The organism is Chryseobacterium sp. LAM-KRS1 (assembly GCF_013184525.1).
GTDB classification, from domain to species: Bacteria; Bacteroidota; Bacteroidia; order Flavobacteriales; family Weeksellaceae; genus Chryseobacterium; species Chryseobacterium proteolyticum.
Genome location: NZ_JAAOIZ010000003.1, coordinates 438,318 through 454,122, shown reverse-complemented (window position 1 = coordinate 454,122; position 15,805 = coordinate 438,318). Strand labels below are relative to the sequence as shown.

Genomic DNA, 15,805 nt, shown 5'->3' with positions numbered 1-15,805 from the left:
ATTTTGATCAATAATAGAAAAACAAAAGCCACTCTTAAAATGAGTGGCTTGTAGACCCACAGGGATTCGAACCCCAGATGACTGAACCAAAATCAGTAGTGTTACCGCTACACCATGGGTCTGTGTTATTTTTTGTGGTGCAAATTTATAAATTTTTTCTTGATACACAAAAATCTGGCATAAAAAAATCATTTTAATACATCCTGAAATAATAAGTAGTTGTGTACTAGTATTTTATTAATGGGATTTTAAACATATATAATAAAAAAACCACTCTTAAGAAAGAGTGGTTGTAGACCCACAGGGATTCGAACCCCAGATGACTGAACCAAAATCAGTAGTGTTACCGCTACACCATGGGTCTGTGTTGTTTTTAGTGGTGCAAATTTAAAGCTTTTTTCTCTACATACAAGAACTTTTTAAACTTTTTTTTACATTTACATCACATTTTATTTGCGGAAAACATGGTGATAGATTTCAATAATCTCAAAATTAATAACTTATATCCACATACGGAATTCGAAAAAAAAGTCATTCTTTTTTTGGAAAAATGGACTTCCGGTTCGGAAACAGTTGATGTCCAAACTTCAGGATCAACAGGAGCGCCTAAAGTTTTTGAAATTGAAAAAAGGAAAATGATGAATTCTGCAGTGATGACGTGTAACTTTTTACAGTTAAAAGAAGGATATACAGCTTTGCTCTGTTTACCTGTAGAATATATCTCAGGTAAGATGATGGTAGTTCGCTCCTTTGAGAGAAAGATGAAGCTACTTGTGGGAGAACCATCTTTACAGCCACTTGAAGAAATTACTGCAGAAATAGATTTTTGTGCAATGACTCCTCTACAGGTGGAAAACTCTCTGGATAAACTTCACCTTATAAAGAACCTGATCATTGGTGGAGCATCCGTTTCAGAGAGCCTGAAAAAAAGGATATCACACCTCAATACAAACATATTTGAAACCTATGGAATGTCAGAAACTTTATCCCATATTGCCTTAAAGCAACTGTCGCCAAAGGCTGAAGATTACTTTACCGCTTTTGAACATGTTGAAATCTCTAAAGATGATCGGGGATGTCTCCGGATATTTGCTCCGGATGTCAACAGTGAGGTCCTGCAAACTAATGACTTAGTTGAAATTAAAAATTATAATCAGTTCAGATTTTTAGGACGTATTGATAATGTAATTAATTCCGGAGGGGCTAAAATTTTTCCTGAAGAATTGGAAGGATTGATCAAAAAAGAAATTGCAAATGAAGTTGTATTTTTAGGATTAAAAGATGAAATTTTAGGCCAGAGATTAGTATTGGTTATCGAAGGGCAACGTTCGGAAAAATTGATTGAAAGGATTTCACAAATACCATTTGAAAAAAACTTTCATAAACCTAAAGAAATTATTTTTGTGGACGAAGTACCGAGGACTCCGAATGGTAAGGTGAACCGGCTAGAATTAATAAAAATGCTGTCGTGAAATTTTTATCTGTAACCCTTGTTTCAAAACCATGAAAGATTTTTCAAAAGAACTTAGCTATAGAACTTCCAGGAGCAGTGGAGCGGGAGGTCAGAATGTAAACAAGGTGGAAACATCTGTCACCGTCCTTTGGAATGTAAACGGATCTGAGTTTTTTACTGAAGATGAAAAAGTTTTAATTCAACATAAATTAAAAAACAGAATCAATGCAGAAGGCTTAATGTTTTTGACGGTTTCTGAGAGTAGAACTCAATTGATGAATAAAAATAAAGCAGTTGAAAAAATCATAGAAATTGTAAATAAAGCTTTAATAATTCCTAAGAAAAGACTCGCAACCAAACCTTCCAAAGGTCAAAAGCAGAAAAGGCTTGATAATAAAAAGAAACTCTCAGACAAAAAGGAAAACAGACGTTTTAAATTCTGATTGTGCACTTCGGAAAAAATGTTATTTTTGCCGAAATTTTAAAACAAATGATAAAAAAAATTACACTTTTAGGGATGTTTTCAATTACTGCTATGTCCATGGCACAACAAAAATTTTCAATCATTCCATCCGTGGGATATGCATGGAGGGTAGCGAAAACTCCATCGAATATTTCAGGGGATACAAGAAACTACATTAAAGGGTTAAAAAGCGGGATGAATTTTGATGTTTCTGCTTATTATAATGTGAAGGGGAATATACATTTAGGGTTAAAATATTCCAATTACAGCGCATCCAGTGATGGAAGAATTACCGTAAGAGATAATAATGGGCAAACTGTTTCAGGATATGTTAGCACCAAAGACAATATCAATTTCTTTGGACCAGCATTTATGTATTCTAACTTTAACGATGAGTTTAAACATAAATTCTATTATGATGTTGCACTGGGAGCTATAACCTATACAACAAAAACCGGTAGCGTTAAAGGAACGGGTTCAAATTTGGGATTGGAAGCTAATTTTGCTTACCAATATGCTGTTTTGAATAACTTTTTTATTGGTCCTAAAATCGGTCTTACAGCCGGTACATTAAGCAAAATGACAATTAACGGAAGATCTTTTAAGCTGGAGGATGATCAAAAGGAAGGATTAACAAGACTTTCTCTGAGTGCTGCCGCTACATTCCGATTTTAAGTTTTATCTTTGCAAAAATCAAAATAAATGAACAAGCCAATTTCTGAATTTATAGAGAAATATTACCTGCACTTCAATGCAGCTGCATTGGTGGATGCATCAAAAGGTTATGTTGCGCATCTTAAAGATGGCGGAAAAATGATGATAACTTTAGCGGGAGCAATGTCTACTGCTGAATTAGGAAAGATTCTTGCTGAGATGATCCGTCAGGATAAAGTAGACTTTATTTCTTGTACCGGAGCAAACCTGGAAGAAGACTTAATGAACCTGGTTGCGCATTCTCATTATGAAAGAGTTCCGCATTACCGAGATCTTACGCCACAGGAAGAATGGGACTTATTGGAAAGAGGATTAAACAGAGTTACAGATACATGTATCCCTGAAGAAGAAGCATTCAGAAGATTGCAGAAGCATATTGTGGAGATTTGGAAAGACGCTGACGCTAAAGGAGAAAGATACTTCCCACATGAATATATGTACAAAATGATCCTTTCTGGAGTTTTGGAGCAGTATTATGAGATTCCAAGAGAAAACTCATGGATGATTGCTGCTGCAGAAAAAAATCTTCCGATTGTTGTTCCGGGATGGGAAGATTCCACAATGGGAAATATTTTTGCATCCTATTGTATAAAAGGAGAGCTTAAAGCTACAACAATGAAATCAGGAATTGAATATATGATGTATCTTGCTGATTGGTATACTAAAAATTCAGGAGGGAAAGGTGTGGGGTTCTTCCAGATTGGAGGAGGAATTGCAGGAGATTTCCCAATTTGTGTAGTACCGATGCTATATCAGGATATGGAGATGCATGATGTACCGTTTTGGTCTTATTTCTGCCAGATTTCCGATTCTACAACATCGTACGGTTCATATTCCGGAGCAGTTCCAAATGAAAAGATCACGTGGGGTAAACTGGATATTACAACACCTAAGTTCATCGTTGAAAGTGATGCAACGATCTGTGCACCATTAATGTTCTCCTATATTCTTGAGAATTCTTAAGATGAAATTTCCGGGATATCCTGGATCATAAAATAAGAAAAACGCTTCATATTATGGAGCGTTTTTTATTTTTTAGATGTTGAAAAAATTCTCATGATATTCTAAAATAGCTAAAATCATCAAAAGTTCCGAGGCTTCAGAAATTGATTGGTCATATCGGGCTTAACAAAATAGTAAAGCTTCCTTTTTATAGAATTTAATCCATAGAATTTATAAGCACAAAATAACGGTATGCAAGAATTCCTTTTTGTAACTTCGTTAGTGAAGAAGGATCCTTATCACTTAATTTGGGTAAGATCTTTTTATTGATCGCATTCAGAATGCGGAAAAATGATTTTTTCATAACTTTATAATTTTAATGAGAAACATCATTGAAACTATTATCATTCAAAAATGATGCAATTATTTTAACCAATATAAATGATCGTGTATGGACGAAATTTTTAAACAACAGGTTTATGAAATTACAAAGCTTATTCCCAAAGGGCGAGTATCTTCTTATGGAGCCATTGCCAAAGCAGTAGGATATCCCAATCATTCACGTCATGTTGGAAAGGCTATGGGTGGATGCCCAAAAGATGTTCCTGCCCATAGGGTAATTTCCAGTTCCGGAGTTTTATCTGTAAAAGAATTTCAGCCTAAGCTGGAAGCAGAGGGTATTGTGGTTGAAAATTTTAGAATTAAAAATTTCAAGAAACTTTTTTGGGATCCTTTAAGTGAATTGTAGAATTTACTTTCTTGCTTTCAGGGTTTTTATTTCTGCCTGTAATTTCTGGTTCTCGGCTTTTAATAAAGAAATATATTCCTGAAGGTTTTCAACAATGGAAAGTGGAATCGTATTATTGTTATATTGATACACTCCCGATGCAGAACTGTCGTTAAATACTGGATGATCATTATTGACAACAATTTGGGCGTCATCTTCTTCATAAATGTCTTCCATAGTAACATCGAGGAAATTAGCAATCTTTTCCCATTCAGCCCTTACGATTTTTACATCTCCACTTTCTTTTCTGCTGTAATTGGAAACATCCGTAGCAATGATATCAGCAATTTGTTGCTGAGTATATCCCTTTTTCTTTCTGATTGATCGTAGCTTTTCTTTTTGCATCTCGCATTTTTATACAAATATGCAAAAAATCACACAAATTTGTATCTGTGTTGTACATGAAAAATGCAAAAAATCTGCAACAGGATTATGCATTTTGAATGTTTTGACTTTTATAGTTTTGGAGTACAACAAATAAAAAAAACAACACAATGAGAAAAAAATTACTTATGGCAGGAGTGCTATTCCTGCTGATTTTTCAGGCATGTTCTTCAAACGAAGATTTATCAACGGGACAAAATTCCAGCACAAAGACAACTCAAAAAAATGTTTTAAGAACTGCGAGATCAGATTCCGGAACTTTATCAGATTATGTATCGACCCAGCTCAGCATTCAGTCGGAAATCAAGAATCTGTTGGATAATGAAAAAGACGCAGATTTTTCACTGATTCAGTCGGGAATTGATAGGGTTAAGACCGTAGAAGAACTTGAAAGTCTTTATAATTCTGCAAAAATTGGAAAAAGCAGGGAGCTGATTTCTATGTATGAGAAAATGAATGATAATAGTTTAGCCTTCAGAGAATCTAATGCTGATTTTTATTCAAAATATACAGAAGAAGAAAGAACAAGGATGCTGACAAATGAAATAGATTTGCAATTGAATTATAAGGAAACTAATGATGCTGTTGATGGTAGGAGGAATTGCCAATCGGCATTTGTAACTGCTGGTAATCGATGTATGAGAAATTATGCTATAGAAATTGGAGGCTCAGTTTTAGTTGGTGTTTTTACTGGTGGAGTTGGTGGAGTTATCGCAGGAGGTATGGCTACCACGCATATGATAGTATGTAATTCCGATGCTGAAACTGACTATAGAAGCTGTGTAAGAAGTGGAGGGATACGATAAGATTTTTTTAGAATATAGAAATAAAATATGAAACTTAATAAGTATATTATAATAATAGTAGTAGTTATGCTAATACTTACTCCACTGTTTACAAGGGATAGTATATGGCGTATCATTTTTGAATGTATCTCTTTTATAATTTTCTTTACCCTTATTATTTCAGCCTGGAGGGAACGTAATAAAAATGCTGTTATTGCTTATACTTTTTTAATAGTTATTTCAACTATTCAATTATTTGATAAGGAAGATAGGTACTTTTTTGTTCAGGTAATTCTTTTGATGATAATGCTTGTTCTGGCAATCTTTAAATCGAACCGATCAGAAAATAAAAATGGTATAGAATAAGCGATCAAGGATGAAGCTTAGTTTTCTAAGAACTAACTAGGATTTAGACGAATTATCATAGAATAGTCTTATAAGAAAAAAGCGATACAGATTATCTGTATCGCTTTTGTTATTTTATTTTTCAAGCTGCTTGTAGCTTCTTTGGATGAAATCTGTAAGATCTTTTCCTTTCAATAAATTCTGAGAAAGTTTTGCAAGATCTAAAGCGTATTTAATCAGGCTTGCTTTCTCTTCCTGGTTTTCTGTTTTTAAGATTTGACCAGCGAATTCACTGTTAGAGTTTACTACCAGATTATACATTTCAGGGAAGCCTCCCATTCCAAACATTCCACCTCCGCCTGTTGCCTGCATATCTTTCATTCTTCGCATAAACTCAGGCTGCGTAATAGTAAAAGGAGCATCCGTACTGTCTAAGTCTTCCAGCTGAACCGTGAATTTTGCATCACTGATGGTTTCCTCTACATTCTTTTTCAATGATTCCTTTTCAGAATCATTAAGCTTGGAGATTACAGGTTCATCTTTTTTGATCAGATTGTTAACGTGATCCGCATCTACTCTTACAAATGAAACCTTTTCTTTAGTACTTTCCAGCTTTTGAATAAGGTGAGGCACAATAGGAGAATCTAAAAGAAGCACTTCGTACCCTTTATCTTTTGCAGACTGGATGTAGCTATGTTGTTCATCAGCATTGGAAGCATAAAGAATGATCAGGTTGCCATCTTTATCGGTTTGTGCAGGTTTGATTTTTTCAGTCAATTCATTCCATAGGAAGTAAGTTCCATCAACTGTAGGATATAAAGAAAACTTATCGGATTTTTCATAGAACTTCTCTTCAGAGATCATTCCGTATTCAATTACGATCTTGATATCATTCCATTTTTTCTCATAGTCTTCACGGCTTTCATTGATAAGGGAAGCCATTTTATCCGCTACTTTTTTAGTAATATAAGAAGAGATCTTTTTTACAGCACCATCAGCCTGGAGATAAGAACGTGAAACATTCAATGGAATATCAGGAGAGTCAATGACACCACGAAGAAGCATTAAGAAGTCCGGAACAATTCCTTTTACTTCATCGGTAACAAATACCTGATTCTGATACAGCTGGATTTTATCTTTTTCAATATTCAGGTTGTTAGCAAGCTTTGGGAAAAATAATATCCCTGTCAGATTGAAAGGATAATCAACATTCAGGTGAATATTGAATAAAGGTTCTTCAAATTGCATTGGATACAATTCGTGGTAGAACTTTACATAATCCTCTTTCGTGAGATCAGTAGGAGCAATTGTCCATGCCGGGTTCGGGTTGTTGATGATATTGTCCACTTCCTCTGTTTCAGCAACAGCATCTTCCGGAGCACCTTCCGGTAATGGAAGAGTGTGGGTCTTTGTTCCAAACTTAATCGGAACAGGCATGAATTTATTATATTTTAATAGTAACTCGCGGATTTTTGATTCCTCCAGAAATTCGGTTGAATCTTCTGCGATATGAAGGATAATTTCGGTTCCTCTTTCAGTTTTATCTGTAGTTTCTTCAAGTGTAAATTCAGGGCTTCCGTCACATATCCAACGAACAGCAGGTTCATCACGGTAAGATTTTGTAAGGATCTCTACCTTCTCAGCAACCATGAAAGCAGAGTAGAATCCAAGACCGAAATGTCCGATAATTCCTGAATCTTTTGCACTGTCTTTATATTTTTCCAAGAATTCTTCGGCACCTGAAAAAGCCACCTGATTAATATACTTTTCGACTTCTTCGGCCGTCATTCCTATCCCCTGATCAATAATATGAAGAGTCTTTTCTTCCTTATTGATTTTTACTTCAAGTTTAGGATTTCCATATTCCACCTTAGCTTCACCAATGCTTGTTAAGTGTTTTAATTTTAGAGTAGCATCAGTGGCATTGGAAATTAATTCTCTTAAAAATATTTCGTGATCACTGTAAAGAAATTTCTTGATAAGTGGAAAAATATTTTCCACAGAAACATTAATATTTCCTTTAGTCATAATAATTTAGTTTTGATTTGCATAATTCTTCTCAAAAAAAATACCATGAGGAAGAAAGTGACAGAATGACACTCTTGAACTTATAATGAAACAGGAGTTTCATGTAATTTTGTCAAAGAAATATCTTACTTTTAAATCTCTAAAATTATTAAAAAAATGAAGTTGAAATGTACAGTTTTTATTCTGCTCATCATGACCTGTTTTATGTATGGACAGAAAAAACCTCTAGATCATTCCGTTTACGACAGCTGGCAAAATATCGGGACAAAAAAAATCTCAAATGATGGAAAATGGATTGCCTATTCCGTAGATGCTCAGGAAGGAAATTCTAACCTTTTTCTGCACTCAGTTAAAAATAAAACCTCAAAGAAGTTTGCAAGAGCAACAAAATTGGATTTTACCAATGATTCCAGGTTTGCTGTTTTTCAAATCCGTCCGCAGTATAAAGATATAAAGGCGGTAAAAGATAAAAAGCTGAAAAAAAATAAATTAACAAAAGATAGTCTTGCAATAGTTGATTTTTTCAATGATAAAACTGAGAAAATTCCTAATGTGAAATCATTTAAAGTTCCTGAAAAAGCAGGTTCTTTTGTTGCTTACCTTTTGGAAAATACAAAAGATAAATCCTCTGATGATGCTTCTGATAAAGAAGATGGAGATGAAAATAATGATGAAGATAAAAATGTAAAACCATTACAATTGGTGGTACGGAATTTATTGGATGGAAAAAGTACAACATATGATAATGTAGTGCGTTATGAATTCAGTAAAAACGGAAGACAACTGGTTTTTGTAACTAAAAAGCCAGAAGAAAAGGCTAAAAAAGAGAAAAAAGAAGATAAGGATTCTGAGGGTGAAAAATCTGCAGATAAAAAAGAAACTGACAAATCAAAGCCAAAGAAATATGCATTTCAAACCGTACAGGTAGTTGATCTGCAAAAAGGGACTGTATCTAAGGTTTCAGAAATGGAGGGCGATTTTTCACAGTTGTCTTTCGATGAAGAAGGAGACCAACTGGCATTTGTGGGAACTGCTTCTGCACAAAATGACCTGGTGAAATTATATCAGCTGTATTACTTTAATTTTAAAGGAAATAAGAGGGAGATTATAAGCAATGAAAATGCACAGATGAAAAAGAATTGGGTAGTTTCTGAAAACAGGTTGCCTTTATTCAGCAAAAACGGAAAACAATTGTATTTCGGTGTTGCGCCAAAACCTGTTGCAAAAGATACTGCAATGATTGCCAACGATCATGCTGTTGTGGACATCTGGAATTATAAAGATGATTATCTTCAAACGGTACAGTTAAAAGAATTGAAAAACGATCTTAAGAAATCCTATGCCGCAGTAATGCAGACAGAAAAGCCTGGTTTCTTCAGAAATATTGATGGAGAAGATTTAGATACTTTAAGATTGGTGAACGAAGGAAATGCTGAATTTGCATTAGGAATTACCAGTATCAATAACCGTATTTCCTCTCAATGGGAAGGCTCTACAAAGAAAACCTATTTTCTGATTGATAATAAGACAGGCGAAAGAACAGAAATTATAAAAAATCTTGACGGGGCAGTTGCCATATCTCCGCTTGGAAAGTTTCTTGTGATTTTCAACAAAGAAAAAGGAATGTGGCTGAGTTACAATGTCAAAACAAAACAAACTCTTCCTCTCAATAGCGGGTTGCCGGTTTCTTTTGTTGATGAAGAATTTGATATGCCGGATTTTCCAAATTCTTATGGTATCGCATCATGGACCGATAAAGATGAATCTGTAATTATAAGAGATCGCTACGACCTTTGGGAATTCTTCCTGAACGGCTCAAAAAAGCCAAGGAATATCACGAATGGCTTCGGGCGCAAACATAAAATAACATTCGACACATACGATTTAGATAAAGATGTAAAAAGCCTGAACCGGAAATCTTCCATTTATTTATCAGCTTTTGATAATACATCCAAAGCAAACGGAATTTTCAGAACAACCATTCAGTCAGACGCTGATCCTGTAAAAATCCAAATGGAAAATGTCTGGGGGTATCGAAGCATTCAAAAAGCTAAAAATGCGGAAGAATATATTTTGGTAAAAGAATCCTATACAGAATCGCCTGATATTTTCGCAACATCAGATTTCTTGGAACAACAAAAATTAAGCAATACAAACCCACAGCAAGCTCTTTATAATTGGGGGACGAATGAATTGGTCAACTGGACAACACCAAAAGGCAATTCATCTACAGGAGTTTTGTACAAGCCTGAAGATTTCAATCCCAACAAGAAATATCCTATGATTGTTTACTTCTATGAGAAGCTTTCGGACAATCTGAACCGTTATATTGCTCCTGCTCCGACACCATCAAGATTAAATATTTCTTACTTTGTGAGCAACGGATATTTGGTTTTTACACCGGATATTTCATATACCGATGGTTTTCCGGGGGAATCCGCAATGGAATATATTAATTCCGGAGTTGAAAAATTAAAGCAGAATTCATGGGTAGACGGTACTAAAATCGGAATCCAAGGACAAAGCTGGGGCGGTTATCAGGTTGCTTACCTTATTGCTCACACAGATATGTATGCTGCTGCGTGGAGTGGTGCTCCTGTTGTCAATATGACCTCTGCATATGGAGGGATCAGATGGACCTCAGGAATGAACAGGCAGTTTCAGTATGAAAAATCACAGAGCAGATTAGGGAAAAATCTTTGGGAGGCACCAGATCTTTACATTAAAAATTCACCGCTTTTCACGATTGATAAGGTGAAAACTCCGGTAGTCATTATGAGTAATGATAAAGATGGAGCAGTTCCATGGTATCAGGGAATTGAAATGTTTACGGCATTACGACGTCTGGGAAAACCCGTTTGGCTTCTTAACTATAATGGTGACGACCATAATCTTGTAAAACGACAGAACAGGAAAGATATACAAATCCGCGAGCAGCAGTTTTTTGATTATTATCTTAAAGGGGCTAAAGCACCGGTATGGATGACAAAAGGAGTTTCTGCAACCCAAAAAGGAAAAGATTGGGGCTTTGAATTGACGGATGATAAACCTTAACGATGAAAAAATCGGCGGACGAAATGTTCCGCCGATTTTTTTATTAAAAGATTTTTTAGTAAATCTCATCAATATATCTTACAAAAATACCAGCGGACCAAAGTGTATTTTCTCACTTGTGAGGGTGGGAAATAGAGTAAAAACAAAAGACAGCTTGAAGGCTGTCTTTGTTATTGATTTTGATTTGAAAAATTATTTTGATTTATTTTTCAATTCTTCTTTAATTTTATTCTCCAGTTCTTCAGAAAGTTCAGGATTGTCTTTAAGAACGTCTTTTACCGCATCACGGCCTTGTCCTAATTTTGTTTCATCATAGCTGAACCATGAACCGCTTTTCTTTACCACTCCTAGCTCTACAGCCTGATCAAGAATTTCTCCTGTTTTAGAAACTCCTTCTCCATACATGATGTCAAATTCAGCTTGTTTGAATGGAGGGGCTACTTTATTTTTAACAATCTTTACTTTTACACGACTTCCGATTGCTTCGTCACCATTTTTGATCGGTGCACTTGCCTTTCTGATATCTACTCTTACTGAAGCGTAAAATTTCAAGGCATTACCACCGGTTGTCGTTTCAGGATTTCCAAACATTACACCAATTTTCTCTCTCAGCTGGTTGATGAAAATTACGGTACATTTTGTTTTTGAAATTGTTGCAGTCAGTTTTCTTAATGCCTGAGACATTAATCTTGCATGCAGACCCATTTTAGAATCACCCATTTCTCCTTCAATTTCTGCTTTAGGAGTAAGAGCGGCAACTGAGTCGATTACTACAATATCAATCGCTCCTGAACGGATAAGGTTGTCCGCAATTTCCAGGGCTTGTTCACCATTATCCGGTTGAGATATAATAAGGTTTTCTAAATCTATTCCTAATTTTGCAGCATAAGTTCTGTCGAAAGCGTGCTCTGCATCAATAAATGCTGCAATTCCACCTGCTTTTTGAGCTTCTGCAATAGCGTGAAGTGTTAAAGTTGTTTTACCGGAAGATTCAGGTCCATAAATCTCAATGATTCTTCCTCTTGGATATCCTCCTACTCCCAATGCAATGTCTAATCCTAAGGATCCGGAAGGAATAACTTCTATTGTATTATCAACAGAATTATCTCCCAAAGTCATTACAGTTCCTTTTCCGTATGTTTTATCTAATTTATCAAGCACTAGAGCCAGTGCTTTTTTCTTATCGTCAATGTTACTCATTTCTAAAAAATAATTTCTCAAAAGTACATAATTTTGGAATCAAAAGCTAATATTTTTCAATTTCAAAGCGTCTTTTTAAAGTTAAAAAAACAATAATTCTGATTGGTGAAATAGTGGCTATCTCATTATGAATGAAATAATAGCAAAACTAAAAAAGCAGATCAATTTAATGGAAGTTGGAGCCCGATGTTATTCTTAAATAGTCTTCCAGAACTTTAAGGTGTTTTTTATTACCCGCTTCAATTCTTGCTTTTCGTCCTACTAAAGTATTATATATAATATTAGTTGCTTTTTTTACCTGAGGGAAAATTTTTTTATTCGAAACCTCAGGAATATTCAATCGCTTACAAACCTCATCGTCCAGTAAAAACCAGGTACAGCAAATATGAAGATACCGTAGATTTCTTCTTTGAAAGCTGAACTTTAATATAGGATTCTCCAGGGATTCATCGAGTAATGAATGGGCAAGAAGTACAGAGTCTTTATCCGAAGGAGGCTGGATGGATGACCATAGATAAAAATATTCCGTAGCCTGTTTTTTATGATCAGGAAGGAGGTGTTCGGGAATGCCCAGCAAATAACCGACATATTTCCATAGGTGAAAAATACCAAGCTCCTCTTCATTTGAAAAGCTATTGCACAGTTTTTTTAAGCTGTGAAGAAAAACCAAACTAAAACCTATATAGGTGGCCATCATATCCCAGGAGTTGATAGGTTCTCCCCAGTTTTTCGTATCCCAATCAGCATAATGCTTTTTGATCGAAAGTCTTGCATATGAATGAATAAGACGTGTTTTTATAGCAAATTCATAGCCTTTGGCATGAACATCCAGTGCATGATAGCGGGTTACATTTACCCAGAAATCCAATGTTTCAGAAAGACGTTTTACGGCTCCTTTTTTCAATGCTTCTGTTACAATAAGGGGTTTATTCAGGTAGGCGTAATCATAACCTCCGATCAAGCAATAATCCCTAAGAGAGATGAGGGCATCTAGTCCGCTTCGCATACAAAGCTCAGCGCCACTTTTCAGCAATTCTTCATTTAGCCATTCAGGTTTTTTCTGAACTTCTTTGAAAAGTCTTTTAACACTGTCCGGAACCTGATCGTTTTCAGAAACTCCATTTCTGATGTATTTCTCGATTTCCCTGGTAGCTTCGTGAAATTTTTTAGTAAAATAGACATCTTTTACCACCTGGTCACCGGTTTCGTCAACGTGATAATAATAGGGGGAAAATTGCTCAAATTCGCTGAAACTCACTTCTGCACCGGAAAATTCAATAAGCAGTTTTCCGTTACCCTTTTGCCAGAAATCTTTGAAATGAGGTGAATTTTTAAAACGGGGATGTACGATTGATCTTTCCATCAATTATAAAAGTACAAGTTTTACGCCGAAATACCTCTGTGAGATTTATCAGCATGGAGAGTATATGTTTACTTCAAATATATCTTTTTATAATAGTTATATAATGCCCCATTCAAAAGCCTTTTTCAAAAGCTCTTTACCATTTCTTGAATTGGTTTTTGTAAGGATGTTTTTTCGATGAGAACGAACAGTATGCTGAGATAAAATAAGCATTTCGGATATTTCTGTTCCCGAATATCCTTTTGCAATCAGAGAAAGGATCTCTACTTCCCTTTTGGTGAGATTTTCGAGTGTCTGATGGGTTGATGAGGAGGGGTTGTCTATTGTCATCTGGTGAAAATCGGCTCTGGGGCCAATCCCTGAAATCAGGACGGTATAAGGATTTTGCTTTGTTATATGATTGATGTTGGTATGTATATTAATGGATTGTACGAGGTTCCCATTTTCATCCTCTAGGGTAGGAATAGCCTGGTGATGGAACAATTCATAATTTCCTTTTGCAGTCTTCATCCTGAAGCAGTAACTCGATTTTAAGTAGAGATGATGTTCCGGGCCAATTTCAATCATTTTAGAAACAACAGCCTGTTCCGCTTTTATTACAAAAGGAATATCTTCAGGGTGGGTGAGATCTATGACTTCTTTAAGGTTTTCAGGATTTTTTTTTAAACCATGTAATTTTAAAATATTTTCATGATGATGAGAGAGGGTACTGTTTGTAAGATTTAATACATAATAATAAAATTCTCCGATTGCAAACATCTCACCAATGATACGTTCGATAGGGGGCGTCTTCAGTATTTCTTTTTTTTCCTTTCTTGTAGCGGGATATCTTTCCCAAACTTCAATCAAGGGATGTTTTTTTTCAGCGTCTTTCATGAAAATAGTCTTTTTTAGATAGTTAATATTTTCTTAAAAATACCCCTAAAGGGGGATTTTTTTGTGTTGAAAAAAATGCAAAATTTGTTATAAACTAATAACCCTGAAAACTTGATTTTCAAAACTGTTTGAGAAATTTTATTTTGATTATCTGTTATGGTAATTAATTTTATTTGTAAAATGCATTAATTTATTTAACTAAAATAAGCATAAAATAATATATTATTTTGTTTTTATTTGGTTTTTAATAATTGTATTTTAAGTTTGAATACGGAAAGGAAATGTTTTCAGGAAAATAATGGTTTATACTTTCTTTATTAGTTGTTTGGAAATGGTAAACTAAAAACCCCACTCACATCATGAGCGGGGTTTGTGTTATTTTAAATGTTTGATTCTTATAAAGAAGCAGCGTGAACAAGCATGTCAACTAATTTATTAGAATAACCCATTTCGTTGTCATACCAAGAAACAAGCTTTACGAAATTAGGTGAAAGCATAATACCTGCGTCTTTGTCGAAGATTGAAGTTCTCTTATCACCTACGAAATCCTGAGAAACAACTGCATCTTCAGTGTATCCTAAGATTCCTTTTAGTTCCCCTTCAGAAGCTGCCTTAATAGTAGCGCAGATTTCTTCGTAAGAAGTAGCCTTTTCAATTCTTACTGTAAGGTCAACTACAGAAACGTCTACTGTAGGTACTCTGAAAGACATACCTGTAAGTTTTCCGTTCAATGAAGGAATTACTTTTCCTACAGCTTTAGCAGCACCGGTAGAAGAAGGAATAATATTATTCAATGCAGCTCTACCTCCTCTCCAGTCTTTCATTGAAGGACCATCTACAGTTTTCTGAGTAGCGGTTGTTGCGTGAACAGTTGTCATTAAACCTTCAACGATTCCAAAATTATCGTGGATAACTTTAGCTAAAGGCGCTAAACAGTTTGTTGTACATGAAGCGTTAGATAAGATTTTGATATCATCTGTAAGTTCTTTGTGGTTTACACCCATTACGAACATTGGAGTATCATCTTTAGAAGGAGCAGAAAGGATTACTTTTTTTGCACCTGCATTGATGTGAGCCTGAGCAGCATCTTTAGATAAGAAAAGACCTGTAGATTCTACAATATAATCAGCTCCGATTTCATTCCACTTCAGGTTATTTGGATCTTTCTCAGCAGTTACTCTGATTTTCTTTCCATTTACTACAAGATCATTACCTTCTACAGATACTTCTCCTGGAAAGATTCCGTGTACAGAATCATATTTTAACATGTAAGCCATGTATTCTGCATTGATAAGGTCATTGATTCCTACTACCTCAATGTTATCTCTTTCAGTCATTGCTCTGAAAACAAGACGTCCAATTCTACCAAACCCGTTGATACCTACTTTAATTGTTGACATAATATTTTGAT

14 protein-coding genes and 2 tRNA genes are annotated in these 15,805 nt (G+C 35.1%); 7 read left to right on the top strand and 9 right to left on the bottom strand.

Annotated features, from left to right (window positions below; all coding sequences use genetic code 11):
* Window positions 1-51: 51 nt before the first annotated feature.
* Both G9C87_RS09565 and G9C87_RS09560 read right to left on the bottom strand, forming a co-directional pair.
* Window positions 52-122: transfer RNA gene (locus G9C87_RS09565), tRNA-Gln, on the bottom strand.
* 171 nt (window positions 123-293) lie between these two features.
* A tRNA-Gln gene (locus G9C87_RS09560) sits at window positions 294-364 on the bottom strand.
* Between the two features lie 100 nt (window positions 365-464).
* Between G9C87_RS09560 and G9C87_RS09555 the strand changes: the two genes are divergently transcribed.
* Genes G9C87_RS09555 through G9C87_RS09540 form a run of 4 tightly spaced genes read left to right on the top strand, consistent with a single transcriptional unit; the run spans window position 465 to window position 3,593 of the window.
* Window positions 465-1,472, top strand: a complete 1,008-nt coding sequence (locus G9C87_RS09555; protein ID WP_172280466.1) for an AMP-binding protein — start codon at window positions 465-467, stop codon at window positions 1,470-1,472.
* Between the two features lie 31 nt (window positions 1,473-1,503).
* A complete protein-coding gene (gene arfB / locus G9C87_RS09550) occupies window positions 1,504-1,896 on the top strand; it encodes an alternative ribosome rescue aminoacyl-tRNA hydrolase ArfB (protein ID WP_172280464.1) in 393 nt (130 codons plus the stop codon).
* Between the two features lie 47 nt (window positions 1,897-1,943).
* Complete coding sequence (locus G9C87_RS09545; RefSeq protein WP_172280462.1) at window positions 1,944-2,591, top strand: hypothetical protein; 648 nt, start codon at window positions 1,944-1,946, stop codon at window positions 2,589-2,591.
* Between the two features lie 27 nt (window positions 2,592-2,618).
* Window positions 2,619-3,593, top strand: a complete 975-nt coding sequence (locus tag G9C87_RS09540; RefSeq protein ID WP_172280460.1) for a deoxyhypusine synthase family protein — start codon at window positions 2,619-2,621, stop codon at window positions 3,591-3,593.
* Between the two features lie 196 nt (window positions 3,594-3,789).
* Here G9C87_RS09540 and G9C87_RS09535 read toward each other — a convergent pair whose 3' ends face one another.
* Window positions 3,790-3,936, bottom strand: a complete 147-nt coding sequence (locus G9C87_RS09535) for a hypothetical protein (RefSeq protein WP_172280458.1) — start codon at window positions 3,934-3,936, stop codon at window positions 3,790-3,792.
* An 87-nt stretch (window positions 3,937-4,023) separates the two neighbouring features.
* Here G9C87_RS09535 and G9C87_RS09530 point away from each other — a divergent pair, with 87 nt between their 5' ends.
* A complete protein-coding gene (locus tag G9C87_RS09530; RefSeq protein WP_172280456.1) occupies window positions 4,024-4,320 on the top strand; it encodes an MGMT family protein in 297 nt (98 codons plus the stop codon).
* A 3-nt stretch (window positions 4,321-4,323) separates the two neighbouring features.
* On the opposite strand, the gene G9C87_RS09525 is transcribed toward G9C87_RS09530, so the two are convergent.
* On the bottom strand, window positions 4,324-4,704 hold the full coding sequence (locus G9C87_RS09525) for a helix-turn-helix transcriptional regulator (protein WP_172280454.1): 381 nt from the start codon (window positions 4,702-4,704) through the stop codon (window positions 4,324-4,326).
* 149 nt (window positions 4,705-4,853) lie between these two features.
* Here G9C87_RS09525 and G9C87_RS09520 point away from each other — a divergent pair, with 149 nt between their 5' ends.
* Complete coding sequence (locus tag G9C87_RS09520; RefSeq protein WP_172280452.1) at window positions 4,854-5,549, top strand: hypothetical protein; 696 nt, start codon at window positions 4,854-4,856, stop codon at window positions 5,547-5,549.
* Window positions 5,550-6,008: 459 nt separating this feature from the next.
* On the opposite strand, the gene htpG is transcribed toward G9C87_RS09520, so the two are convergent.
* Window positions 6,009-7,901, bottom strand: a complete 1,893-nt coding sequence (gene htpG / locus G9C87_RS09515) for a molecular chaperone HtpG (RefSeq protein ID WP_172280450.1) — start codon at window positions 7,899-7,901, stop codon at window positions 6,009-6,011.
* 156 nt (window positions 7,902-8,057) lie between these two features.
* On the opposite strand from htpG, the gene G9C87_RS09510 reads away from it, so the two are divergent.
* A complete protein-coding gene (locus G9C87_RS09510; protein WP_172280448.1) occupies window positions 8,058-10,955 on the top strand; it encodes an alpha/beta hydrolase family protein in 2,898 nt (965 codons plus the stop codon).
* Window positions 10,956-11,147: 192 nt separating this feature from the next.
* On the opposite strand, the gene recA is transcribed toward G9C87_RS09510, so the two are convergent.
* The 4 genes from recA to gap all read right to left on the bottom strand — a co-directional run bounded on the left by recA (window position 11,148) and on the right by gap (window position 15,794).
* The gene (recA, locus tag G9C87_RS09505) at window positions 11,148-12,155 is read right to left on the bottom strand and encodes a recombinase RecA (protein WP_172280446.1); all 1,008 of its coding nucleotides are present in this window, start codon (window positions 12,153-12,155) and stop codon (window positions 11,148-11,150) included.
* A 166-nt stretch (window positions 12,156-12,321) separates the two neighbouring features.
* Entirely contained in the window at window positions 12,322-13,518 is a 1,197-nt protein-coding gene (locus G9C87_RS09500; RefSeq protein WP_172280445.1) for an oxygenase MpaB family protein, read from the bottom strand.
* Window positions 13,519-13,614: 96 nt separating this feature from the next.
* Window positions 13,615-14,394, bottom strand: a complete 780-nt coding sequence (locus tag G9C87_RS09495; RefSeq protein WP_172280443.1) for a response regulator transcription factor — start codon at window positions 14,392-14,394, stop codon at window positions 13,615-13,617.
* Window positions 14,395-14,789: 395 nt separating this feature from the next.
* Window positions 14,790-15,794, bottom strand: a complete 1,005-nt coding sequence (gene gap / locus G9C87_RS09490; RefSeq protein ID WP_172280441.1) for a type I glyceraldehyde-3-phosphate dehydrogenase — start codon at window positions 15,792-15,794, stop codon at window positions 14,790-14,792.
* Between the last annotated feature and the right edge of the window lie 11 nt (window positions 15,795-15,805).

Coding starts and splice junctions, on each gene's coding strand:
- G9C87_RS09555 (WP_172280466.1), top strand. CDS start 465: ATGGTGATAGATTTCAATAATCTCAAAATTAATAACTTATATCCACAT.
- arfB (WP_172280464.1), top strand. CDS start 1,504: ATGAAAGATTTTTCAAAAGAACTTAGCTATAGAACTTCCAGGAGCAGT.
- G9C87_RS09545 (WP_172280462.1), top strand. CDS start 1,944: ATGATAAAAAAAATTACACTTTTAGGGATGTTTTCAATTACTGCTATG.
- G9C87_RS09540 (WP_172280460.1), top strand. CDS start 2,619: ATGAACAAGCCAATTTCTGAATTTATAGAGAAATATTACCTGCACTTC.
- G9C87_RS09535 (WP_172280458.1), bottom strand. CDS start 3,936: ATGAAAAAATCATTTTTCCGCATTCTGAATGCGATCAATAAAAAGATC.
- G9C87_RS09530 (WP_172280456.1), top strand. CDS start 4,024: ATGGACGAAATTTTTAAACAACAGGTTTATGAAATTACAAAGCTTATT.
- G9C87_RS09525 (WP_172280454.1), bottom strand. CDS start 4,704: ATGCAAAAAGAAAAGCTACGATCAATCAGAAAGAAAAAGGGATATACT.
- G9C87_RS09520 (WP_172280452.1), top strand. CDS start 4,854: ATGAGAAAAAAATTACTTATGGCAGGAGTGCTATTCCTGCTGATTTTT.
- htpG (WP_172280450.1), bottom strand. CDS start 7,901: ATGACTAAAGGAAATATTAATGTTTCTGTGGAAAATATTTTTCCACTT.
- G9C87_RS09510 (WP_172280448.1), top strand. CDS start 8,058: ATGAAGTTGAAATGTACAGTTTTTATTCTGCTCATCATGACCTGTTTT.
- recA (WP_172280446.1), bottom strand. CDS start 12,155: ATGAGTAACATTGACGATAAGAAAAAAGCACTGGCTCTAGTGCTTGAT.
- G9C87_RS09500 (WP_172280445.1), bottom strand. CDS start 13,518: ATGGAAAGATCAATCGTACATCCCCGTTTTAAAAATTCACCTCATTTC.
- G9C87_RS09495 (WP_172280443.1), bottom strand. CDS start 14,394: ATGAAAGACGCTGAAAAAAAACATCCCTTGATTGAAGTTTGGGAAAGA.
- gap (WP_172280441.1), bottom strand. CDS start 15,794: ATGTCAACAATTAAAGTAGGTATCAACGGGTTTGGTAGAATTGGACGT.